At 64.6% G+C, this 22,466-nt stretch carries 18 protein-coding genes; 2 read left to right on the forward strand and 16 right to left on the reverse strand.

The genetic code is table 11. From position 1 onward, the window contains the following. Positions 1–23 precede the first annotated feature (23 nt). From AAEU42_RS11565 to AAEU42_RS11640, 16 genes are all read right to left on the reverse strand, one after another. Positions 24–929: a restriction endonuclease gene (locus AAEU42_RS11565; protein WP_342233711.1), complete on the reverse strand. Its 906-nt coding sequence runs from the start codon at positions 927–929 to the stop codon at positions 24–26. 1 nt (position 930) lies between these two features. Further along, on the reverse strand, positions 931–1,623 hold the full coding sequence (locus tag AAEU42_RS11570) for an HD domain-containing protein (protein ID WP_342233712.1): 693 nt from the start codon (positions 1,621–1,623) through the stop codon (positions 931–933). A gap of 110 nt (positions 1,624–1,733) precedes the next feature. Continuing rightward, positions 1,734–3,089: a histidine--tRNA ligase gene (hisS, locus tag AAEU42_RS11575; protein WP_342233713.1), complete on the reverse strand. Its 1,356-nt coding sequence runs from the start codon at positions 3,087–3,089 to the stop codon at positions 1,734–1,736. A gap of 320 nt (positions 3,090–3,409) precedes the next feature. Beyond that, complete coding sequence (locus AAEU42_RS11580; RefSeq protein ID WP_342233714.1) at positions 3,410–3,826, reverse strand: methylglyoxal synthase; 417 nt, start codon at positions 3,824–3,826, stop codon at positions 3,410–3,412. 872 nt (positions 3,827–4,698) lie between these two features. Beyond that, positions 4,699–5,436, reverse strand: a complete 738-nt coding sequence (gene minD / locus AAEU42_RS11585; protein ID WP_342233715.1) for a septum site-determining protein MinD — start codon at positions 5,434–5,436, stop codon at positions 4,699–4,701. A gap of 270 nt (positions 5,437–5,706) precedes the next feature. Then, entirely contained in the window at positions 5,707–6,504 is a 798-nt protein-coding gene (rsmG, locus tag AAEU42_RS11590) for a 16S rRNA (guanine(527)-N(7))-methyltransferase RsmG (RefSeq protein WP_342233716.1), read from the reverse strand. Then, a complete protein-coding gene (locus AAEU42_RS11595) occupies positions 6,501–6,851 on the reverse strand; it encodes a hypothetical protein (RefSeq protein WP_342233717.1) in 351 nt (116 codons plus the stop codon). The genes rsmG and AAEU42_RS11595 overlap by 4 nt, the downstream gene beginning before the upstream one ends. Further along, the gene (gene mscL, locus AAEU42_RS11600; protein ID WP_342233718.1) at positions 6,844–7,248 is read right to left on the reverse strand and encodes a large-conductance mechanosensitive channel protein MscL; all 405 of its coding nucleotides are present in this window, start codon (positions 7,246–7,248) and stop codon (positions 6,844–6,846) included. Before mscL ends, AAEU42_RS11595 begins: the two co-directional genes overlap by 8 nt. A 38-nt stretch (positions 7,249–7,286) precedes the next feature. Further along, the gene (locus tag AAEU42_RS11605; protein ID WP_342233719.1) at positions 7,287–8,771 is read right to left on the reverse strand and encodes a WG repeat-containing protein; all 1,485 of its coding nucleotides are present in this window, start codon (positions 8,769–8,771) and stop codon (positions 7,287–7,289) included. A 68-nt stretch (positions 8,772–8,839) separates the two neighbouring features. Next, a complete protein-coding gene (locus tag AAEU42_RS11610; RefSeq protein ID WP_342233720.1) occupies positions 8,840–10,726 on the reverse strand; it encodes an S-layer homology domain-containing protein in 1,887 nt (628 codons plus the stop codon). 152 nt (positions 10,727–10,878) lie between these two features. Next, positions 10,879–12,528, reverse strand: a complete 1,650-nt coding sequence (locus AAEU42_RS11615) for an S-layer homology domain-containing protein (RefSeq protein ID WP_342233721.1) — start codon at positions 12,526–12,528, stop codon at positions 10,879–10,881. A gap of 264 nt (positions 12,529–12,792) precedes the next feature. After that, a complete protein-coding gene (gene serS / locus AAEU42_RS11620) occupies positions 12,793–14,103 on the reverse strand; it encodes a serine--tRNA ligase (RefSeq protein ID WP_342233722.1) in 1,311 nt (436 codons plus the stop codon). A 58-nt stretch (positions 14,104–14,161) separates the two neighbouring features. Continuing rightward, the gene (locus AAEU42_RS11625; RefSeq protein ID WP_342233723.1) at positions 14,162–14,704 is read right to left on the reverse strand and encodes a cell division protein ZapB; all 543 of its coding nucleotides are present in this window, start codon (positions 14,702–14,704) and stop codon (positions 14,162–14,164) included. After that, the gene (locus tag AAEU42_RS11630; RefSeq protein WP_342233724.1) at positions 14,701–15,594 is read right to left on the reverse strand and encodes a ParB/RepB/Spo0J family partition protein; all 894 of its coding nucleotides are present in this window, start codon (positions 15,592–15,594) and stop codon (positions 14,701–14,703) included. The genes AAEU42_RS11625 and AAEU42_RS11630 overlap by 4 nt, the downstream gene beginning before the upstream one ends. Positions 15,595–15,648: 54 nt before the next feature. Continuing rightward, positions 15,649–16,407 carry a ParA family protein gene (locus AAEU42_RS11635; protein WP_342233725.1) on the reverse strand — a complete coding sequence of 253 codons (759 nt, stop codon included), beginning with the start codon at positions 16,405–16,407 and terminating at the stop codon, positions 15,649–15,651. A 370-nt stretch (positions 16,408–16,777) separates the two neighbouring features. Continuing rightward, a complete protein-coding gene (locus tag AAEU42_RS11640; RefSeq protein WP_342233726.1) occupies positions 16,778–17,581 on the reverse strand; it encodes a ParB/RepB/Spo0J family partition protein in 804 nt (267 codons plus the stop codon). A gap of 380 nt (positions 17,582–17,961) precedes the next feature. On the opposite strand from AAEU42_RS11640, the gene AAEU42_RS11645 reads away from it, so the two are divergent. Both AAEU42_RS11645 and AAEU42_RS11650 read left to right on the forward strand, forming a co-directional pair. Further along, positions 17,962–18,351 (forward strand): BlaI/MecI/CopY family transcriptional regulator, encoded by a 390-nt coding sequence (locus AAEU42_RS11645; RefSeq protein WP_342233727.1) that lies wholly within the window; start codon positions 17,962–17,964, stop codon positions 18,349–18,351. Continuing rightward, entirely contained in the window at positions 18,344–21,985 is a 3,642-nt protein-coding gene (locus AAEU42_RS11650; RefSeq protein ID WP_342233728.1) for a M56 family metallopeptidase, read from the forward strand. The genes AAEU42_RS11645 and AAEU42_RS11650 overlap by 8 nt, the downstream gene beginning before the upstream one ends. The last annotated feature ends 481 nt before the right edge of the window (positions 21,986–22,466 follow it).

The following is a 22,466-nucleotide window of genomic DNA, read 5'->3' on the forward strand; positions in this document are numbered from 1 at the left end:
ACGGCGGCTCACACCTCCGTATTTCATTCTTCGTCGTTGAAAAAGTCGCTGTCCAGCCGCTTGATCTCATAGGTGGCCACGGTAGATACCCCCAGCCCATATTCGATCATCAGCCGGGTGAGCTGTCCTCCGTCCACCAGCACGATGTTCTGCCGCCGGGCGGATTCCTGGGCCTCTTTGGAAAAGCGTGCGGTGGTGATGAACAGCCCCTTGGTCCCGCCCACATCCCGCAGGGCCCCGGAAAACTTTTGTATCTCGGGCCGTCCCACGGTCTGGTCGGGGGCCCACCGCTTGGCTTGGAGGTAGAGCCGGCTCAACCCGAGCCGGTCCTCGCTGATGATCCCGTCGATGCCGCCGTCGCCGGAGTAGGCGGTGACGTGGCCGTCACCCGTGGAGCTGTACCCCATTTTGAGGAGGAGCCGCACCACCATCCGCTCAAAGAAGGCGGGGTCCTGGGCCATGATCTCCGCCATGAGCTGCTCGGCCAGGGCGTCGTTCACCTCCCGGAAGGCGGCTTCAATGGCCTCCTCCGGCGTGGCGTCGTACCCGGCGGCGATCTCCGGTTTCTCTTTTTGGGCGGCCTTTTTGGCGGGGGCGTCCCACGCCCGGAAGGAGGGATACCTCCGCAGCAAAGCCGTGTCGATGCGCCCCGGATGCTCCCGCAGCACCTTCTGTCCCTCCGCCGTGATGGCGTAGACACCCCGCCGGACCCGCTGAATGAGCCCGGCCTTCAAGAGAAACTCACAGGTCCAGGCCACCCGGTTCCGAAACACCTGCTCCCCGCTGGTGAAGGTCTCCGCCAGATCTTCCTCGGAAAGGTCTCTGACCTGGGCGATCACGGTCCGGATCTCCGGGTTGGACCGCTCCCGCCCGTCCTCCAGCACCCGCAGGTAGTCCTCATACATCTGGTCATACTTCGGCACAGCCATGTCAAAAATCCCCCGTTTCTCTCAGCAATCCATCCAGCGCCGCCCGTCCCCGCTCCAGGCTCCCCGTGACTTCCGCCAGCAGGGCGCCGTAAAAATCGTCGGCGGCCTTCTGCCGCCCCCGGGCCAGCTCCCGGGCCCGCCGGGTGTACAGCCCCCCGGCGATGCCCCGCAGCTTGAAGTTGTACTCCTGCAGGAAAGAGGAGGGCGAATCCGCGTCCACCAGGACACGGCCCTCTCCGTCCAGCCGGTACAGCGGCTCGTCGGTCTGCCCCGCGTAAAGAAGGGTCCGGGCGATGCCCATGGCCCCGGTGACATCCAGCTTGTCGGCGTCAAAGACGATTTTGGCCTCCAGGCTCTCCGGCGGCCGGTCGGACCGGAACCGGTGGGTAAGGACGCAGGCCCTCACGTGCCCGGCCCGCCCCTCGTCCCAGCCCAGCTCCCGGGTGAGGAACCGGTAGGCCATCTCCGCCCCCACCTGGGCGTGGCAGAGGGCGGGGTCCCTGGCCTGGGCCGCCCGCCCCACGTCATGGAGGAGGGCCGCGGCGGCCACGATGTCCCGGCGGGCCTCCGTCTCCCACCCCGCGATGTCCAAGGCGGTATAGAACACCCGGTAGACGTGCTGGGCGTCGTGGGCCATATCGGCCATCTGCTGGAGCATATAGCCCTCAATGGCTTGAAATTCAGCCCGATCCATAACGCAGCCTCCTTTTTATCGCTGCCTTCCCACAGCGGCACCGCAAGGCGAACTCCTGTAAGGGACGCCCCCGCAGGGGCCGCTGTCCCCGGCGGCCCTCCGGCGCATCCTCACTCCCGGTCGGTTTCCCGAATGGGCGTCCCCGCCCCCAGGGCGGCAATTTTCTCCTTCAGCCACCCGGGCGCCTGGTCCAGGGCCACCTTCTCCTGCGCCCCGGACCTCATATCCTTCAGCGACGCCACGCCGTTCGCCACCTCGTCCTCCCCCAGGAAGGCCACAAAGGGCACGGCGATCTTGTCGGCGTAGTTCATCTTGGCCTTAAACTTCTTGGGCTCGGTGTACAGCTGGGCCCGCACCCCGCCCGCCCGGCAGGCGGTGGCGAAGGCGATGGCGGGGGAGAGGTCCTCCGTCATGGGCAGTACCAGCACGTCGGCGGGGGCGGTGGGCAGGTCGGGATTCAGCATCCCCTGCTCCTGCAAAACGTAGAACAGCCGGGTCAGACCAATGGAAATCCCCACTCCGGGCAGTTGTTTGTCGGTATAATATTCCGCTAAGTTATCATACCGGCCCCCGGAACACACCGATCCCACCTCCGGGTGGTCCAGCAGCACCGTCTCGTACACCGTGCCGGTGTAGTAGTCCAGCCCCCGGGCGATGGTCAGGTCCACGGCGAAGTGGTCGCCGGGCACCCCGAAGGCCCCCAGATAGCGCACCACCGTGGTCAGCTCCTCCACACCCCGGTCGAAGCCCTCGTCCCGGCCCCGGAACTCCTCCAGGGCCCCCAGGGGGTCCCCGGCCTGGAGCACGGCCAGCAGCTTGTCCGCCACCTCGCCGGGGACGGCGAAGTCCTCCACCAGGATGGCCTTTACCTTCTCCTCGCCGATCTTCTCCAGCTTGTCGATGGTCCGCATCACATCCCCGGCCTGCTGGGTGAGGCCCAGGATGGCAAACAGTCCGTTCAGGATCTTCCGGTTGTTGATGCGGATGCGGAACCGCTCCAGCCCAAGGCCGGTAAAGGTCTTGTAGATGATGGCGGGGATCTCCGCCTCGTTGATGATGTCCAGGCTTCCGTCCCCGATCACGTCGATGTCGGCCTGGTAGAACTCCCGGAACCGGCCCCGCTGGGCCCGCTCTCCCCGGTAGACCTTGCCGATCTGGTACCGCCGGAAGGGGAAGGAGAGCTCGTTGTGGTGGAGGGCCACATATTTGGCCAGGGGCACCGTCAGATCGAACCGCAGGGCCAGGTCGCTGTCCCCCTTGGTAAAGCGGTAGATCTGCTTCTCGGTCTCCCCGCCGGCCTTGGCCAGCAGGACCTCGCTGGCCTCAATGACGGGGGTGTCCAGGGGGGTGAAGCCGTACAGCTCATAGGTCCCGGCCAGCACCTCCCGCACCCGCTCGAACTGATTCTGCTGCGCGGGCAGCAGCTCCATGAACCCGGACAGGGTCCGTGCTTTCACGCGTTCCATTCTCGTCGCTTCCTTCCTGTTGTAAATCGCAAAAAAGGCGGGAGATTCCATCCCAGTCACGGGACGAAAGCTCCTGCCTTCGTGGTGCCACCCATGTTCAGCGGGCGCTGGAAGACCTTCCAGCGCCGCCCTTTGGCCTCCTGTTACGGGGAGGCGGGCCGTGGGCGTCTCCGCCCCCGCTCCCGGGCCGTCTTTCCCCGACGCCTTGCCGCAGACCCTTCCAGCCCCAGGGGTCTTTCTCTGTCCGGCGGTGTGTCGGCTACTCATGCCCGCTCTGCGCGGTCAAACTGAGGCAATCTTATCCCAAAAACCGGGGCCTGTCAAGTGGGAAAGGGTGCCGCTCCCGGCTTGATGATGTCGCGCCAGTCCAGGTCGCCCCGGGCCAGGCCCAGGATGAGCATCTCGGCCGTGGCCACGTTGGTGGCCATGGGGATATTGTACTGGTCGCACAGCCGGGTGATATAGTCCAGGTCTTGATCCAGCTCGTGGGACTGGGGATCGGTGAAGAAGAGGACCATGTCGATCTCGTTGTAGGCGATCCTGGCCCCGATCTGCTGGCTGCCGCCGTGCTCGTGGGAGAGGTAGAGGGTCACCGGCAGCCCGGTGGCCTCGCTCACCAGCCGCCCGGTGGTATTGGTGGCGCAAATATGGTGCTTGGACAGGATGCCGGAATAGGCGATGCAGAACTGTACCATCAATTCCTTTTTCCTGTCGTGGCTCAAAAGCGCGATGTTCATATCCTATGACCCTTCTTTCTCAGGAAGTTGTCTCGATTGCCCGCCGGGGGCGGGGGGATGGCAGGGCGGCCCTGCCGGGGGCCCGCCTCCGGCGGGGCAAAGCCCATTTCTTTTTTCGTGAAAAAAGAAACGGTCTTTGATGCCAAAGAAAAAAGCCGAACTAAATTTATGGGTGGCGGCTCCTAACGACCGGCGCTCACGTCTGTCAACTCGTGCTTCTCTTAGCGCCGCTGCCGCTGAGTATTGCTGTACAGAAACCTTTTGCAACTCATAGGCGCGCCTGGACGGGTGAAAGTTTGTCAAATAGGCTTCCCCCGGGGGAAGCTGTCTGCGAAGCAGACTGATGAGGGGAGCTTATCGGTTTGGTAGAGCCTTTTTCCCATGTCCCTAGTTCCCCTCATCCGTCAGCGACTTCACCGCTGCCACCTTCCCCCAAGGGGAAGGCTAAGGGTACGTAAACGGCACCTATCAATCAAGCACACGTCAGCGGCGAGCGGCGCAAGAGGAATAACGGGTCGCACAGACGCTCCCGTGCCTTTCCCCCTATCAACGGGCAGTAGACCTTCTACTAAAAAGGGAATCTGCGAGCAAGTTAGCACAAGAGACTTTTCTTTGGGGGTCTGGGGCGGCATTTCTTTTCCTCGGGAAAAGAAATGTCCCCCAGAATCACGCACGTTTGACGTGCAAGCACTTAACATTCAAACGCCCAAACTCTCCCGCAAGGCCCCTCACCGAATCCGCATCAGTGGCACCTTCTGCCCATCGTCGTCGCAAAGTCCGCTTGGCTCCGTTTCCCCCTGCGGGGAAAACTCCGCCCGCTCCCTTGCTCCTCCTCTCCCCAACGAAACCTGACGGTTTCGCCGGAGACCCCGCTATCTGATTTTCATCAACGGCACCTTCTGCCCGTCAATGCGTCTGGCAATATTCAGATACGCCACCGCCGCGCCCTTGTTGGCGCAGAGAATCAGCGGCTTCCCTTGATTGGCGGAGAGCATCACCCGGCTGTCCTCGGGCACTACCCCCAAAAGAGGCAGCCCCGCGGCGTCCATAGCGTCGTCGATGGTGGTGTGCAGCCGCCGCAGCAGCTTGGGCTGGACCCGGTTGACCACCAGGTGGATCTGGTCCACCCGGGCCATCAGCTCGGTGACGGTCCGCTGGGCGTCCCGCAGGGCGGAGGCGTCGTTGGTGGATACCACCACCGCCCGGTCGCACCCGCATACCGCCAGCCGGAAGCCCTCCCCCAGTCCGGCGGGGGCGTCCAGCAGGATGTAGTCGAATTTCTCCCTGGCCTGCCGCAGCAGGTCCCGCATAGCGGGCTCGGGAATCCCCTGGGGCAGGGTGAGGGGGGCGGTGAGCAGGTAGAGCCCCTGGATGTCCGGGTGCTCCACCACCGCCCGCTCCAAAGAGCAGCGCCCCTGGACCACGTCGGTGAAGTCCATCAGGGCCCGGTCGGCCAGCCCCAGGGAAAGATCCAGGTTCCGCAGCCCCACGTCCATATCGATGCAGAGGGTCCGGTGTCCCAGGGCCGCCAGACAAGAGGAGACAGCCCCGGTGAAAGAGGTCTTTCCCGTCCCCCCCTTGCCGGAGGTGACGGCGATCACAGTTGCCATGATGAAAAACCTCCCAGATATCCTATTATAACATGCCAGGAAAGGCAGTTCAATAACTTTTCTCCTTCTCTTGTGTGAGAATGGATAAAAACAGGGCCCCAAAATGGGCTTCGTGATGCGATTTCCACAAAAGAACGCTCCCCCGGGACAAAAGCCTTCCCCAGAACGCTTCCCCGAGAACAGCTCCCCCCCAAAAGCCTTCCCCTGGGGGAAGGTGGCCCGCAGGGCCGGATGAGGGGAACCTTCAGCTTCGCTGCCACGCCCCGTCCCTCACAGCGGTTCCTTTTTGATTTTCGCCCACTTCCGGGGATACCCCTTGGGCGTATTGGAGATTTTCCGCACCCGCACCAGCCGGTGGGTCACCCCGGCGCCGGGCACGTCGTAGTCCACCGGCTCCTCCAGCCGCCCTCCCAGCCGCTTCACGGCCCCTTGGGCGGAGAGGATCTCCTGGCCGCTCTCCACGCTCTTCATGGCTAAGAAGGTCCCGCCGGGCCGCACATAGGGCAGACACAGCTCGGTGAGCAGGGGAAGGGAGGCCACCGCCCGTGACACGGCCGCGTCGAAGGAATCCCGGAACCCCGGCTCCAACGCCTGCTCTTCCGCCCTGGCGTGGAGGCAGGTCACTCCCTCCAGCCCCAGCTCCCGGCAGACCGTCTCCAGCCACTTCACCCGCTTCCCCAGCGAATCCAGCAGTGTCAAAGAGAGGGAGGGTTCCAAAATCTTCAGAACCAGCCCCGGAAACCCGGCCCCGGTCCCCACGTCAATGACCCTTAGACCCGGGGCGTCCCCCCGCAGGGAGGCTCCCCCTCCGGGGGAGCTGTCGCCGCAGGCGACTGAGAGGGTGTTATCTCCACCGCCCGCGTGTCCCGCCCCCCTCAAATACCCCAGCACCGCCGCCGAATCCAAAAAATGCAGCCTTGCCACGGCCTCCGGCTCGGTAATGGCGGTCAAATTCATGACCTTGTTCTGCTCCACCAGCAGCCGGGCATAGATTTCCAGCCGCTCCACGGCCCCCTCGGGGGCCGTCAGCCCCATCTGTTCCAGCCCCCGGTTCAAAATCTCTCTCATCCGATGGCCCCCACCTGGCTGACGATGGCGGGAATGGAGCGCACCACGTTCAGCACCGCCAGAACAAACCCGGCCCCGGCCACCAGGATACAGACGGCCAGCCCTCCCCGGCCCTCCCCGGAGCGGTACCGCACGATGGCGGAGGCCCCCACCCCCGCCAGGGCGGGGGAGAGCATCAGCGGCCCGATACCGTTCAAATACCCCCCGGAGGCAAGTCCGTAGGTCATCAGCAGCACCAAAATGACCATGTACACCACCCCCACCCAGGCCCAAACCCGCTTCATGGGCGTGGCGTACACGATCTCCTCTTTCGGCGTCTCATTTTCCAAGTTTTTCTCGTCAGGCATCGGCTTTCTCCTTCAAAAGGTCCCGTATCTCGGTCAGCAGCACTTCCTCCTTGGAGGGCGCGGGGGGCGCCGCCGGCGCCTCCTCCTTCTTGCGGTGGAAGGAGTTGATGCCCTTGATGAGGCAGAACACCACCAGCGCCATGATGAGGAAGTTGAGCACGGCGTTGATAAAGTTGCCGTAAGTAATGACCGCCGACCCCACGGTGACGCTCAAATCCGCAAAGGAGTTTTCCTTTACAAAGATGCCGATGACCGGCATGATGATATCGGCGGTCAGGGAGTCTGCGATGGCCTTGAACGCGCCGCCCACGATAACGCCCACGGCCATGTCCATCACGTTCCCCCGTGCGATAAACTGCTTGAACTCGGCGATAAAGCCGCCGGTTTTCTCTTTCATGAGCCATTCTCCTTTTCGTCTTTATTTTGCTGGGGCCGTTATGGCGTTATGACTCCCAGCAACCGGAGGGCCATATAGAGCTGGTCATCCGGGGAAACCTCTTCCGCCGTCAGGAGAAGCTCGGTACCGTCCGGCTCCAGATGCCCAAATATCAGAGTTTCCCCCTCCTGCCGGACGAAGCTGGCCGTTCCATTTTCAAAGGGGGTGAGGAAGTCGTATATCAAAGGAATAACGATGGTTCCCTGGGTGTCGATCATGCCCTTTTTACCGTTGTAATGGAGGGGGCTGGCGTAGTCGCCGGCGGTTCCTACCACGACAAGGCCCTCCTGGTCGGGAGAATTGTAAATGCGGGGATAGAGACAGGGCAGGATCACGTTTCCGTCCACGTCCAGGATACCCTTGTTGCCATGGAGGTCTGTGACCACCACAGCGCCATCTTCCTCCACCACCAGATAGGCGTATTGAGCGGGGATATGCACCGCTCCGGAGGCGTCTTTCAGCCCATAGAACCCATTTTCCTGGAAGGGGACAAAGGCGGCCTGGGGGATCGGAGAGATGGTCTTGCGCAGTTCGGGCCGCAGCACCCGGGCGCAGATGCCCGCGGCCTCCGCCCGGGTCAGCCCCCACTCGCCGTGGAATGTCCCGTAAGCGTCGCTCCCGGTCAGCACCCCGGCGCTGTAAAGGCCCAGGATGATTTGTTCGTACTCCCCGTCCGGCCCCACGTCGGGCAGCTCGGTCACCTGCCCGAGGGCCGGCAGCTCCCCGGCGGCAATGGCAAGGGGCTCGGCGAAGGCCCACCTGGTGATTGGAGGCTGCCCCGGCTGACCGTCCCACAGCAGCGAAGAAAAGGCGCTGTTGTACTCCAGAAGGCCCTGGGAGTAGGCGTAATAGCTCGCGTCTCGCCACCAACGCTCCGGCGCCGGACGGAGGTAGCGGGCGGTGGTGAGCTCACTGGAGGAAGGGCCGATCTGGTTGCCGTCCAGGTCCCGGGCAAAGTCGAAATAGAGGATTTTTTCCGAGTCACCAGCATAATAAACGGCGGTGCCGGCCCACTCCTTCCCCACCAGGACGAGGGTGGCGTCCTTGCCGTCCTGGGCCTGTCCCCAGGCATCCAGCTCCGGGGTGTCCAGGGAGATGCCGGGCCGCCCGGGGTCGGAACGGCTCAGGGCCGTCCACCGCCAGGAATCCTCGCCGCCGTAGCCGGTGACGGCAGTGCCGTCGGCGGTGGTAAAGGTGATTTTCCCCCATTCCTCCGGTGCCGGTTCAAAGGTCCCGGCCCCGCCGTGCCCCAAATCATAAAGCCGTAGAAGCAGCACGCCGCACTCGACATCAGAAAGCGGGGCCTCCGGCGCGAACCGCCCGTCCCCCACGCCCTCCATCAGCCCTTCCTCCACGCAGACCCGCACGCCCTCTTCATACCAGCTCCCAGGTTCCACGTCGGAAAACGCGGGGACCTCCGCCCCCCAAGCAGGGGAGGCGAGCATCAGCGCCCCCGCCAGCAAACCCGCCGCCAAGCGTTTCATCTTCCGCGCCTCCATCTCACAATGTAGGGGCGGATATCATCCGCCCGCCCCAGGCATCCATGTTCCCCTCACTCAAACTGGATGCGGTAAATCCCCCCGTCCATCCCCACGAACCCGGCCCCATCCGGCCCGATGTCGCTGGCGAAGGTGAATTCCGCGGGGGTGATGGGCCTCAAATCCCGGTCCAGATAGCAGTAGTAGTACCCCGTCCAGCTGTCCGCCTCTCCCCAGGTGCAGGCCACGAACCCGTTCTGCCCCCGCGCGTCGGAGAACTCACAGCAGACCTCCCGGGCCTCCCCGCCGGGCCGGACCAGCCAGCTCGCCCGACTTTTCCAGTCCTCACCAAAAAACTGCCCGTTCCCGGCGTAGATCAGTTTAGGATAGGCGTAGTCCACGACCAGGGCCCCGTCCCGGTCGATGGCCCCCTGGAGCCCGTCCAGCTCCACCACGGCGTACCCGTCCCGGAAGCTCCCGGCGTAGGTCCACGTGGGCTCCACCGCCCAGTCCCCCCGGGCGTCCACGTACCCCCAAAGCCCGCTCTCGGCATCCTTCCAGGGGCAGACCCCCTCGCCGAAGGCCCACCAGGAGTTGTCAGAGCCGTTTTCCACCCTGGGCAGCTCGGCCTCCACCGTCCCGTCGGCGGCCAGCAGGAACCACTGGATCTGGTCCATCTCCCCCCAGGGGTCGTCCACCTTCGTCCCCACAAACCGCCCGTCGCCGGTGGAGTGGAGGCTGTCATATTCCCCCATGGGCACGGGGAAGGCCCCCGTCCGGTCCATCAGCCCGGTGTTCATCTCCCAGGGCCGCCGGTTTTCGTCCTTCCAGGCGGAGAAATAGCAGTATTCCCCGTCCCGCTCCAGCCCGAAGGAGGGCACCGCCCCCGGCCATTCCAGCAGCCGCCCGTCCAGGGTCAGCACGCCGCTGGCCCCGCCGTCTCCGCCCCCCAGGACGCACACGGGGTAGTCCACCCCGCAGTCGGGGGTCCCGTCCATCAGATAGGTCAGGGTGTACCCCCGCGCGGCGGCGGGAGCCGTAAGGGAAAACTCCTTGCGCAGCTCCGGCTTCAACACACGGGCCGTCATGACGGCGGCCTCGGCCCGGGTCAGCCCGGCCTCCCCGCCGAACCGGCCGTACTCGTCGGTGCCGGTCAGCACCCCGGCGTTATAGAGCGCCAACACCTGCTCGTCGGAGGTGTCGGGCAGGTCGGAGATATGGTTGACCTCCCCCAGCTCCGCCCCCGTCCTGGCCAGCGCCCAGGCAAACTGCGCCCGGCTGGCGGCGACGCCCTCCTCAAAGGAGAAGGAGGAATACTGCTCGCTCAACCCATTCTCTTCCAGATAATACCAGGCGTCCCGGTACCACGCCTCCGGGCTGGGCACCCGCCACACCTGCTGGGTCAGCTCGTCGTAGACCGGGTAGAAATCGGTGCCGTACTCCACGGGGAAGAAGAGCGCGGCATCCTCGATCCACGTGGCGAATTCCAGCGCGGCGGAGTACCGACCGCCCTGGTAGCCCAAAACGGCCTCCCGCCCCGCCAGTCCTTGGGCCCAGTCCCGCTGTTCCTCGTCCAGGTAGAACAGGATACCCCTGGGCTGAAAGCTGACGGCCTCCGGGTCGCTGACGTAGGGGTTGAGGACGGTCCCGTCCTCCAGCTCCAGGGTAAAGCGCCCCAAGCTCCACTCCGCCGGGGCGTGGGGGAGCGCCCCGTCCCCGCCGTGGCACAGATCGTAGAGCCGCAGCGCCAGAGTGAGGCACTCGGGCTGGCTCAGCCGGTCCCCCGGCGCGAACCGGCCCTGGCCGACGCCCTCCATCAGCCCCGCTTCCACGCAGACCTTCACGCCCTCCTCGTACCAGCTCCCGGCCTCCACGTCGGAAAAACCAGAAGCCTCCGCTCCCAGAGCGGGGGAGGGGAGCATCAGCGCCCCCGCCAGCAAAAAAACCGCCAAGCGTTTCATCTTCCGCGCCTCCGTTTCACAATGTCGGGGCGGCTTTCAGCCGCCCGCCTGTGACCCCGTGGGCCCATGGGGCCGCCCGCACCCGGGCGGCCATCCCCCGGCCCTCCGTCTCACAATGTAGGGGCGGATATCATCCGCCCGCCCCCGCGCCTCTACTCAAACTGAATACGCCAAATCATCCCGTCCATCCCCACGAACCCGGCCCCGTCCGGCCCGATGTCCCCGCACCAGTCGAAGCGCTCGCTGGCGCGCAGGGTATCCGGCCCCAGATAGTAGCTGTAAGCCTCGTCGTACCCCCCGTCCCAGCAGGCGGCGTAGCCGTTTTGATAGGCGGGATCCTCATTCAGCCCCGAATCCCGGTCATACCACGTCCCGTCAGGAGCGACCCACCCGGCCCGCCCGTCCCGGTCGGTGACAGCGAAATACCCGGGCGCCTCGCACCCCGGCGAGTTCCAAAACGGCTCGATGTCGGTGTATTGGTAGGGGAGAACCAGCTCACCGTCCAGCCCCAGCACCCCGTACAGCCCGGTGGCGTAATCCCGCACCACGGCGTACCCGTTCTGGAAGGGCCACGCCTCGGCCCAGGTGGGTTCAACGGCCCAGCCCCCCTCCTGGTTTTTGTAGCCCCAGAGGAACTGCTCCTCGTCCCGCCAGGGGCACACCCACTGGTTGAACCCCCACCAGTTGTTTCCGCCGGTGCCCACGGTGCCGGGCAGCTCGGCCTCCGCCTCCCCGGCGGCGTTCAGGTGGAACCACCGGGCGGTGTTTCCCTCCCATTTAATGCCAATCAAGTGCCCGTCCCCGGTGGCCCGCAGGTCGTCATAGACCCCCGGCGGCACGGGAATGTTCCCCTCTCGGTCCATCAGGCAGACCAGCGTGTCCCAGGGGTCCTCGGTGTCCCGGTCAAAGCCCTGGAAGTGGCAGTAGTCCCCGCTCCGGAAAAGCCCGGAGGAGATGGACCCCATGGGCGGCCAGGGCACTGTCCGCCCGTCAAGAAGCAGAATATCCCCGTCCACCAAGGGAAACACCGGGTAATTCACGCCGTCGGAGCCGGTATACGCCCGCAGCGGCGTCAGGGTATACCCCTCGTAGGGGAAGGGGAGCAGCGTAAAGGACAGCCGCAGCTCGGGCCGGGCGATGCGGGCCAGGGCCGCGGCGGCCTCCGCCCGTGTCAGCCCCTTCTGCCCATCGAAGGCCCCGTACCCGTCGGTCCCCGCCAAAATGCCCGCCCGATAGAGGTCCAAAATGCCCTCCTCCCGGGTCCCGGGCACTGCGTCCAAGCGGTTGCGTCCGGGCAGCTCCAGCCCTTGGGCCGCAAAGCCCAGCAGGTGGAAGAAGTCGTACCGGTCGGCAGAGTAGGGGTAGATGAGCCCCCCGTCAAAGGCGGCCCCGGCCTCCCTGGTCCGCCGGAACAGATAGGTATACCCGTCCCAGCTCCAGGAAGATGCGTACTCCTGGGTCAGCTCCGGGCTGTCCAAAAAGGGGAAATTACTGATGTCCTCGCCCACCTCGGCGGCAAATTCCTCCACGCTGGGCCCCTTGGGCAGCGGCCCGGAGCCCCCGTCGGCCTGCCACAGCACCCGCGCGGCCATCACCACGGCCTCGTCGGTGTTCACGGCCCCCATGGGGTCGAACCGCCCGTCACCCAGGCCGATCATCAGCCCATCTTCGGCGCACACTTCCACATAGGGGGCGAACCAGTCACCCTCTTCCACGTCGGAAAACCCCGCCCCCTCCGCCGCCAGGGCGGGGGAGGGAAGGGCCAGCACCGCCGCCAGCAAAACAGCCGCCACGTATTTCATTTCCACCCTCCATTCATTGTGCGGCGGACGGAGATCCACCGTCCGCCGCGGCCTGGATAGGTATAACATTATAATGTTTCACGTGAAACATTCTGCGTTTTAGAAAAATGACATCCTGCCGGCTATGCCGGGCAGGCCCGCGCTGGTGCCGCCCAGCAGCTTTACCGTGGCGTTCCGTTTGCGCCAAAAAGATCAGGGGGCACCGCCGCTGCGTGAAGCATCCCAACGTTCCGCCTCTTAACAAACCTTCCCGGTAAAATGAAATCAGCCCTTGGGCACCAGAATTTCCTTGCCCCCCATATAGGGCTGGAGCACCTTGGGAATTTTCACAGACCCGTCGGCCTGGAGGTTGTTCTCCAGCAGGGCAATGAGCATCCGGGGGGGCGCCACGCAGGTGTTGTTGAGGGTGTGGGCCAGATAGGTCTTGCCGTCCTCACCCTTATAGCGAATCTTCAGCCGCCGTGCCTGGGCGTCCCCCAGGTTGGAGCAGGAGCAGACTTCGAAATACTTCTGCTGCCGGGGGCTCCACGCCTCGATGTCGCAGGACTTCACCTTCAGATCGGCCAAATCGCCGGAGCAGCACTCCAGCTGGCGCACGGGGATATCGAAGTTGCGGAACAGCTCCACGGAGTACCGCCAGAGCTTTTCGTACCACGCCATGGACTCCTCGGGCTTGCAGACCACGATCATCTCCTGCTTCTCAAACTGGTGGATGCGGTACACGCCCCGCTCCTCCAGCCCGTGGGACCCCTTCTCCTTGCGGAAGCAGGGGGAGTAGGAGGTCAAGGTCTGGGGAAGCTTGTCCTCGGGAATGATCTGGTCGATAAACCGGCCGATCATGGAGTGCTCGGAGGTGCCGATGAGGTAGAGGTCCTCGCCTTCGATCTTGTACATCATGGCATCCATGTCGGTCTGGGACATGACCCCCTCCACCACGTTGCCGTGGATCATGAAGGGGGGGATGCAGTAGGTGAAGCCCTTGTCGATCATGAAATCCCGGCCGTAGGCCAGCACCGCCTCGTGGAGCCGGGCGATATCCCCCAGCAGGTAGTAGAAGCCCGCCCCGGACACCCGCCCGGCGGCGTCCATGTCGATGCCGTCAAAGCTCTCCATGATCTCCGTATGGTAGGGGATGGGGAAGTCGGGCGTGGCGGCCTCCCCGAACCGCTCCACCTCCACGTTGGCGGAGTCATCGGGGCCGATGGGCACGGAGGGGTCGATGATGTTGGGAATGACCAGCAGGATCTTGCGGATCTTCTCGGCCAGCTCGTCCTCTTTGGCTTCCAGGGCGGCCAGGGTGTCGGCGTCGGCGGCCACCTCCTGCTTCAAAGTCTCGGCCTGGGCCAGAAGGCTGTCGTCTCCGGTCTTTTTGGCCTGTCCCATGAGCATGCCCACCTGCTTGGACTTGGCGTTGCGGGCGGTGCGCAGGTCCTGGGCGGCCTGGATGGTCTCACGGTTCTCCTTGTCCAGGGCGATGACCTCATCCACCAGGGGGAGCTTCTCGTCTTGGAATTTCTTCTTGATGTTCTCTTTGACCACATCCGGGTTTTCCCGAATAAACTTGATATCCAGCATAATCAATTCACCTCATTATAATGTTGCGCCGGGGCAGGGGGGGACCGGTCGGTCCAAATCAGTACAGGCTGTCGTAGATCTCCTGATACCGCTGGGCGGGGGAGAAGCGGTCGGTGTCGGTGGCGCTCTCCGTGGGCAGATAGTCCTTCAGGGCGGTTCCTTGGGTGACGTCCTCCATCTCCTGGATCAGGTCCCGGCACAGGCCGTACCGGCCCCGGACGTAGGCCTCGTCCACCTGCCAGAAGTAGTCCATGGCCGCCTGGGTCTTTTCCAGCCGGGCCGTCAGGTTGCCCGTCAGGGTCTTTAGGCTCTGGTTTTCCTGGTCCAGCGTTGTCGCCTCAGCTTCCAGCTGTTCCACCTGTTCCCGCAGCTGTTCATTTTCCGCGATCATCTTTTCGATGGTGTCCACGGCGGAGACCGACTGTTTCAAGGCATCCGTGGCCTCGGCGTTGGCCCGCTGCTGCTGGAAATAGGCCAAAAGCAGCAGGAGGAAGGCCACGGCAAAGAGGACCAGCAGATATCCCAGCACAGACATACGGCGCCGGGGGCGGGTGTGCTCCGCCTGGTGCTGGAGATTTTCCCGGTGTTTCCGCTCGCTCAACCCACGGACCCTCCCTTCGGGACGGATTTGACCTGTTCCAGAAGGTCCAGCAGGGTGTTAAGGTCGTTGTCGTCGTAGTACTCCAGCTCCACTTTGCCCTTTTTGGCCCCGTGGACGATGGAAACCCGGCGGCCGAACCGGTCGGAGAGCTCCTTGGCGGCGGCGTCCCGGTAGATCTTATAGGGGTCGCCTGGCTTGGCGGCGGGGGTCTCCTCTGTCTCCTCCCGGAGCATCCGCTTTACCGCCTGCTCGGTCTGGCGGACAGAGAGCCCCTCTTCCACCACCCGCTGGGCCAGATTCCGCTGCTGAGAGCCGGAGGGGGCGGCCAGGAGGGCCCGGGCGTGGCCCGCGGAGAGCTTGCCCTCCTCCAAAAGCTGGCACACCGCGTCGGGCAGGTCCAGGAGCCGGGTGGCGTTGGCAATGGCGGGGCGGGACTTGCCCACCCGCTGGGCCACCTCCTCCTGGGTCATGCCGTACTCGTGCATGAGGACCTTGTAGCCGTTGGCCTCTTCGATGGGGTTCAGATCCTCCCGCTGGAGGTTCTCGATGAGGCCCAGCTCCATGACCTTCTTGTCGTCGGCCTCGATGACCACAGCCGGGACCTCGGTAAGGCCCGCCAGCTTGGAGGCCCGCCAGCGCCGCTCGCCGGCGATGATCTGGTAATAGCCGGAGGCCAGCCGCCGGACGGTGAGGGGCTGAATGACCCCGTGGGTGCGGATGGAGTCGGCCAGGTCGGCCAGAGCTTCCTCGTCGAAACGCTTCCGGGGCTGGTTCAGCCCCGGCTGGACCTGCGAGATGGGGAGGGAGAGGGAACCCTCACCCTGGTTTTGAAGGGCGGCGTCGCCCAGCAGGGCGCCCAGGCCCTTGCCCAGGCCGTGTTCCACTGCCATATTCATTCCTTCTTTCTGTGGGGTAGGGGACAGGCCTCTACCTTATCTATGTAGTCAGCTGTTTTTCCCGATGACCTCGTCGGCCAGGGAGGCGTAAGCCTCTGCGCCTCTGGAATAGGGGTCGTAGGCATCAATGGGCTTGCCGTGGCTGGGGGCCTCGGAGAGGCGCACGTTCCTGGGAATGACGGTGGAATAGACCTGCCCGGGGAAGTGGCGCTTGACCTCCTCGGCCACCTGCATGGACAGGTTGGTGCGGGAGTCGAACATGGTGAGGACCACCCCCTCCATGGCGATGCCGGGATTCAGGGACCGCTTGACGATGCGGACGGTGCCCAGCAGGTCGGAGAGGCCCTCCAGGGCATAGTACTCACACTGCACCGGCACCAGCACGGAGTCGGCGGCGCACAGGGCGTTGAGGGTGAGCAGCTCCAGGGAGGGGGGGCAGTCGATCAGGATATAGTCGTAATTGTCCGCCACCCCGTCCAGGGCCTTGCGCAGCAGGTGTTCCCGGTCGTCCATGCCGATCATCTCGATCCCCGCTCCCGCCAGGGATTTGTTGACGGGGATCACGTCGCAGTAGGGGGTGGAGATGACTGCCTTTTCGCAGGGGGCGCCGGCGATGAGCACCTCGTAAATGCTGGGGTTGGCGGTGGTCTTATCGATCCCGAAACCGGAAGTGGCGTTGGCCTGGGGGTCAAAGTCGCAGACCAAAACCCGCTGCCCCTTGGCGCGCAAGGCGGAGGCCAGATTCACACAGGTGGTGGTCTTTCCCACACCGCCCTTCTGATTCACGATCGCGATTCGTTTTACCATAACGCACAGCCTTTCTCGTGAAGTAAATAGGGTCGTAAAACTTATTATACCCGTCAGGAGAAAGGTTTTCAATAAGAAGCGGGAAAAAAGCCTGCCGGAGCAGAAAGAAACCCGCCGCCAGCGGGTTTTCAGCAAAGGTCCCGGCGGCTGTTCCGCCGGAGTGGCGCGGCGGGAGGACACAAAAGGGGGAAAAGAACAAACAAAACAGGGAAGGCCTGGATGTTTCACGTGAAACATCCAGGCCTTCCCTGAAATCATAAACTTTTCAATGTTTCACGTGAAACAAATGGGCGAGATAAACGTACAACTTTCCCCCGTATCCCTTGCGAGTGTTCGGTACCGCCGTTTTACCCAAGGAAAAGCCCTCCTTTTAGGCGGACTGGCGGGGGATGCGGATAGTGAGGAGAATGGCTTCGTCGGTGTCCCGGCGCTGGCAGTCGGCATGGACACCGGCGGTCTGCATCATGGACAGGCCCCGGGTGACGGTGTTGAGGAAGAGGCGGACGTCCTTAATGATGAAGGTGGGCTTGGTGCGCTTGGGGGCGGGGGAGAGAAGGGATTGGACATAGTCCTCGGTCTTGGCTACGGTGAGGCCGTGCTCAATGACATAGCGGGCGGCGTTTTCCTGCTGGACGGGCAGCTCCAGGCGAAGGAGGGCCCGGGCGTGGCGCTCGGTGAGGCCCGCCTCCCGGAGCAGGCGGAGGGTCTCGGGGGTAAGCTTCAGCAGGCGGAGCTTGTTGGCCACGGCGGACTGGGATTTGCCGATCTGGCGGGCCACCGCCTCCTGGGAGAGGCCGGTGGCCTCCAGAAGGGCCTGGAGGGCCTGGGCCTCCTCCACAAAGTCCAGGTCCCGCCGCTGGACGTTCTCGATGAGGGCCAGGAGGGAGGACTGGTTTTCGTCCACCGTCACCACGATGCAGGGCACCTCGGTGAGGCCCGCCATATGGGCGGCCCGGAGGCGGCGCTCCCCGGAGACCAGCTCATAGCCGGTCCCGTTCCGGCGGACGGAGAGGGGCTGGAGGATGCCGTGTTCAGCGATGCTGGCGGACAATTCCTCCAAACCCTCACGAGAGAAGCGCTTGCGGGGCTGGTTGGGGTTGGGGGCGAGACAGGCAACGGGCAGAAATTGTACCTTGTTACTCTCGAAAAGACCTTTCTTGCGCAGGAACGGCATAATGATCCCCTTCTTTTGAAAAATGGATTAGATAACCATATTTTACCATATTGTTTTGGGAAAGAAGGGGAAGGCCGTCGAGAGGGAAATATTTCCTTGGGGGGCTGCCCTCTCAGTCAGCTTCGCTGACAGCTCCCCCGGAGGGGGAGCTTTTGACAGGGATTGGAGGGGTGGGGCTTTTTTCTTGTCGTTTGCTTGTTGATAGGCGGGCGGGCGGCTGATAGCCGCCCCTACAGGCCTGCGGGGGCGTTGGCGGTGGCGGGGGACGGGGGGCCTTTGGCGGTGGCGGCGAGGGCGGTAAATAAATAGGTTGACATTTGCTTACCAACGTGATATACATGAGGTAAGCAAATGGTTACCTTGAATGGAGGGCTTTGAATATGAACGAGCATGTGAGTTTGTCCCCGGCGGAGTGGCGGGTCATGGAAAAGCTGTGGGACGGGGCGCCCCAGACCATCACGCAGCTGACCGCGGGGCTGGAGGAGGAGACCGGGTGGAGCAAGCACACCGTCATCTCCTTCTTGAATCGGATGGAAAAGAAGGGGGCCGTGACCTACCGGGAGAACGGGCGGGCCAAGGAGTATTTTCCCGCCTACGTGCGGGAGGAGGCCACGGTGGAGGAGGCCGAGCGGTTTTTGGACCGGGTGTTCTCCGGGAGCCTGGGGCTGATGGTCAGTTCCCTGGTGGAGGGGAAGCATTTAAAGGAGGAGGAGCTGCGGGAGCTCCGGGACATTTTGGACCGGGCGGAAGGAGGCGGCGGGGATGCGTGAGGTGGTTTTGTCCGCCACGGTGCTGCTGTGCGCGGTGTTCCTGATTCGGGGCGTATTGAAAGACCGCATCCCGGCGGGGGCCAGGTACGCCCTGTGGGCGCTGGTGGCTCTGCGGCTGCTGGTGCCGGTGAACCTGGGGGCCAGCGCGGTGAGCGTGGCCAATTTGGGGGTCCGGGCGGCGGGCGGCGGCGCTGGGGTGCTTTTGGAACGGGAGGCCGGGTTGGTGGGGGAAGGTTCCCCTCATCCGGCCCTGCGGGCCACCTTCCCCCAGGGGGAAGGCATTGGCAGTGATGTGGAGGGAGCTCCGCAGACGGTCATGGGGGGCGGGGTTTCTCAGGGGGACCCCTCTCAGTCCGGCGTCGCCGGACACGAGGTGAATTTGCCCGAAGGGCAAAGAGAGGGCACCCTAGGGGGGCTCCCCCAGGAGGGGGGAGCCATTGGCAATGGATCGGAAGGTGTTCCGGGGACCGGAGAGGGCGGGCGGATGATATCCGCCCCTACGGTTGGAAGTGGTGAAAGCGTAAGAAGCGTTGGGGTTGGGGAAATCGTTAGAATTGTTTGGATGATTGGCGTGGTGGGGATGGCGGCGTGGTTCGTTGTCTCCAATCTGAGATTGTGGGGGAGGCTGAGGCGGAGCCGGAGGGAATATCCCGTGGAAGGGTGCCCTGTGCCGGTTTATCGGGCGGATTTCTTGGCCTCTCCCTGTCTGGCGGGGGTGTTTCGGCCCGCCATTTACCTCAACCGGGAGGCGGCGGAGCACCCCGGGCGGGTGAAGTACATTTTGGCCCACGAGCTGGCGCACCGGCGGCACGGGGATAACTGGTGGGCGCTGGCGCGGGCGGCGTGTCTGTGCCTGTGGTGGTTCCATCCGCTGGTGTGGATTGCGGCGGTGTGTTCCAAGCGGGACTGTGAGCTCTCCTGCGACGCCGCCGCGGTGCGGGCGCTGGGAGAAGAGGAGCGGGTGCCCTATGGGCGGACGCTGGTGGAGATGGTGGCGGCGGGACGGCCCCGGGCCGGGGAATTATTGAGCGCCTCCACCGCCATGACCGAGGGGCCGAAACAGATCAAGGAAAGGGTGGTTCAGGTGAGTATGTACCGAAAAATTCGGAAAAAGGCGGTGGCCGCCGCCGTGTGTTTGGCGATGCTGGCCGGACTGTGCACCTTCACCGGGGCGGTGGAGCGGGGCGTGGAGACCCAGACGCCCCTTCACGTGGAAGCTGTGCCGGGGGTGACGGCCCTCGATCTGGAGGCCACGGACGAGGTGAGCATCCCCGACTTCGAGTGGGCGGGGAACGAGGCGAGCTACTCCCGGGAGGTGGTGGTGCGGTTCCTGGCGGAGTACGGGAAGCGGCTCTACGGCCTGCCCGACGGGGCCCCCTGGAAGGCCGCCGACGTGGCGGTGCTGGGGACGGGGTACGAGTGGACCGGCGTGCCCGACGGCCAGGGCGGCTGGGGGCAGGAGCCCCATAAGAACGGCAGGACCCGCGAGGTGTGGGAGACCGGGGCGCTGGCGGTGAAGCCCGCGGGCGGGCTGGAGGCCGTGGCGGCGCTCTACAACGGAGGACTGCCCCGGGGAACGGGGGAGTTCGAGGACTACGCGCTGATGGAGCTGGCCTGTTCCCTGACGCTGGAGGACGGGCGGTGGTACGCCCACGGGAACGGGGCGTACAGTCTGGCCCTCCGGGCCAACGTCACGCCGCCGGGAGAGGAGCGGGATTGGACCGACGAGCAGGTCAAGATGTGGAGCCTGGACGCCAGGGTGTCCGCCGCCGTGGCCGGGGACGACCGGGCGGCCTGGGAAGAGGCGGGGCGGCTGTGGGCGGAGGCGTATGTCCGCCAGCACTTGACCGCTTCGGACAACGGGTCCCCCGCCAAGGCGGACGACGTGAGGCTGACCACTATGGAATTGGTGGGGTGGACGCCGTCGGAGACGCCGGAGGCGCTGATGTTCCATTTGGAGTACGCCTTCCGGCCCGTGTGGGGGAAGCGGGCCGGGGCGCGGCTCGTCAACGACATGGACGACAACTATGTGGGGGCCTATTGGCTTGAGGACAGCGACTACGTGACCGTCACCGCCGCCGTTACCCTACGGCGGGGCGGGACGGACAACGGGAAAACCGTTTGGAGCGGCTACCAGTACCAGGGGCAGTACGCCCAGAATTACGCCAATGGAATGGATTTGTCTTTGCCCTTCGCTGTGCCCGAGGCGGCGGGGGCGGGGGTCAAGGACGTGGAGCCCGTGGGGGTCTCCGTCACCTTCCCCGCCGGGACCGACGAGACCCGTCAGAGGTACGCCGTGTTCGGGCTGTGGGCGGCGGAGTTTGGGCAGCAGTTCTACCGGCTGCCGGAGGGTCACCCCCTCCGCTGCGACAGCGTGGAGGTGAACTATGGGCCCAGCTTCACGCCCAGCAAGGTCACCAGCTCCGGGGCCGCCTTGACGGTGATGGGGACCACCGAGGATGTGGGGCTGATGCTGCGGCCGGTGAACGGGCAGAAGGGGGCCGCCGAAGCGCTGGGGTCGGACCGGACGTATGTGTTTTCGCCGGGGACCAACGGCAGGACTTACTACGACGGGAAAATCGACACCCAGTGGCATGTGACGCTGGAACGGAGCTACAACGCCGACGGGTCGGTGACCTGGACCTGCGTCCAGGGGCGGGCGGCCCAGGACAGTGACCGGGAAAAGCCCGCCGCCACGGAGCCCATCGCTCTGCCTTATCACGTGGAGCCCAAGGCGGGGCTGAGCCTGTCCACCCTGGACGGGGACATCATCTGCGTGCCCGACGACGGGAAGGGGGACCTGGGGACCCGGTGGGCGATTCAGTTCGGGCAGCAGTTCTACGCGCTCCCGGACGGGGCGGCGTGGAAGGCCAGCGACGTGGTGGTCTACGACGCCGGGGACAATGTCGGCCTGGCCGTCAAGCCCGCGGGCGGGCTGGCGGCCCTGGAGGGGCAGTTCCCGGAGGGGTACCCCTGTCCCGTGGGGAAGGGGGAGCTGGAGGGGTACGCCCTCGTGCAGTACAACGTGAGCTTCCGGCGGCAGACGGTGGACGCCTTCGGCACCGAGCCGGTGTGGGTCAAGGACCGGGGGGGCATCCAGTGGATCCCCGGGCCCCCCGAGGTTGGGAGCGAGGACTGGCAGGATGCCGCCGAGCACAGATGGAAAAACTTTTTGAACGGAAATTACTCCTATCTCAACGTGTACGCCAACGAGCCGGGGGACCCGGACGAGGCCTGCCGGGCCTGGGCCGAGCGGTATCTGGACGGGCTGCGGGGAGACGGGATGTGTGACAGCGGGAGAGCCCGGGGCGGAAGCCCGCTCCAGGCCGACGACGTGAGGCTGTTGGGGCTGACCCGGACGGCGGTTGGAGAAGTCGACGGGGAGGAGAGTGTCACATTTACCCTGCGGTACGCCCTGCGGCCGGTTTGGGGGATGGAGGTTGCCAAGGCCTGTGCCCCGGATTTGGCCGAGGGGAGCGGGGAGCTGGCGGGGTACGTTGTCAGGTCCGCGTCTGTGGAATTGAGGTTCCGGGCCGGGGAGGCTGACGAGGACGACGGGTATGGGTACCAGAGGGAGCCCGAGGGGGGCTGGTACTGCGTTGGGGTGCGGTATCGGGCGCATCCGATGGGGTGAGTTTGGCCACCTCTGGGAGGTGGAGCCTCCTGGGGGACCATCTTTTCCGCGTGGAAAAGATGGCACCCCCAGACCCCCCAGAAAAGACGCTTGGGGGAGAGTTTCGATTCTCTCCCCCAAGACCCCCTCTCAACGACCAAAGGAGGGGGACTGCGGTCCCCCTCCCTTTGGAAACCTTCCCGGGTTGTTCACAAGAAGGTAAGAAGACCCCGTGGCCACACTTTGTGGCGGCCACGGGGTTCGTTTGTTTAAAACTTCCCCTGGGGGAAAGCTGTTGAGCGAAACGAGACTGGTGAGGGGAACCTGTCTCTTTAGCAGGGCCTTTTCCTTTTTCCGCAGGTCCCCTCATCCGTCAGCCCTTTGGGCTGCCACCTTCCCCCAAGGGGAAGGCTAAGGGCGTACGCAAAACGGCACTTATCGATTAAGCACACGTCAGCGGCCGAGCGGCGCTAAAGGGACTACGTGTCGCACAGACGCACCC

This window comes from Pseudoflavonifractor phocaeensis, from assembly GCF_038439875.1.
Taxonomy (GTDB): Bacteria; Bacillota; Clostridia; order Oscillospirales; family Oscillospiraceae; genus Vermiculatibacterium.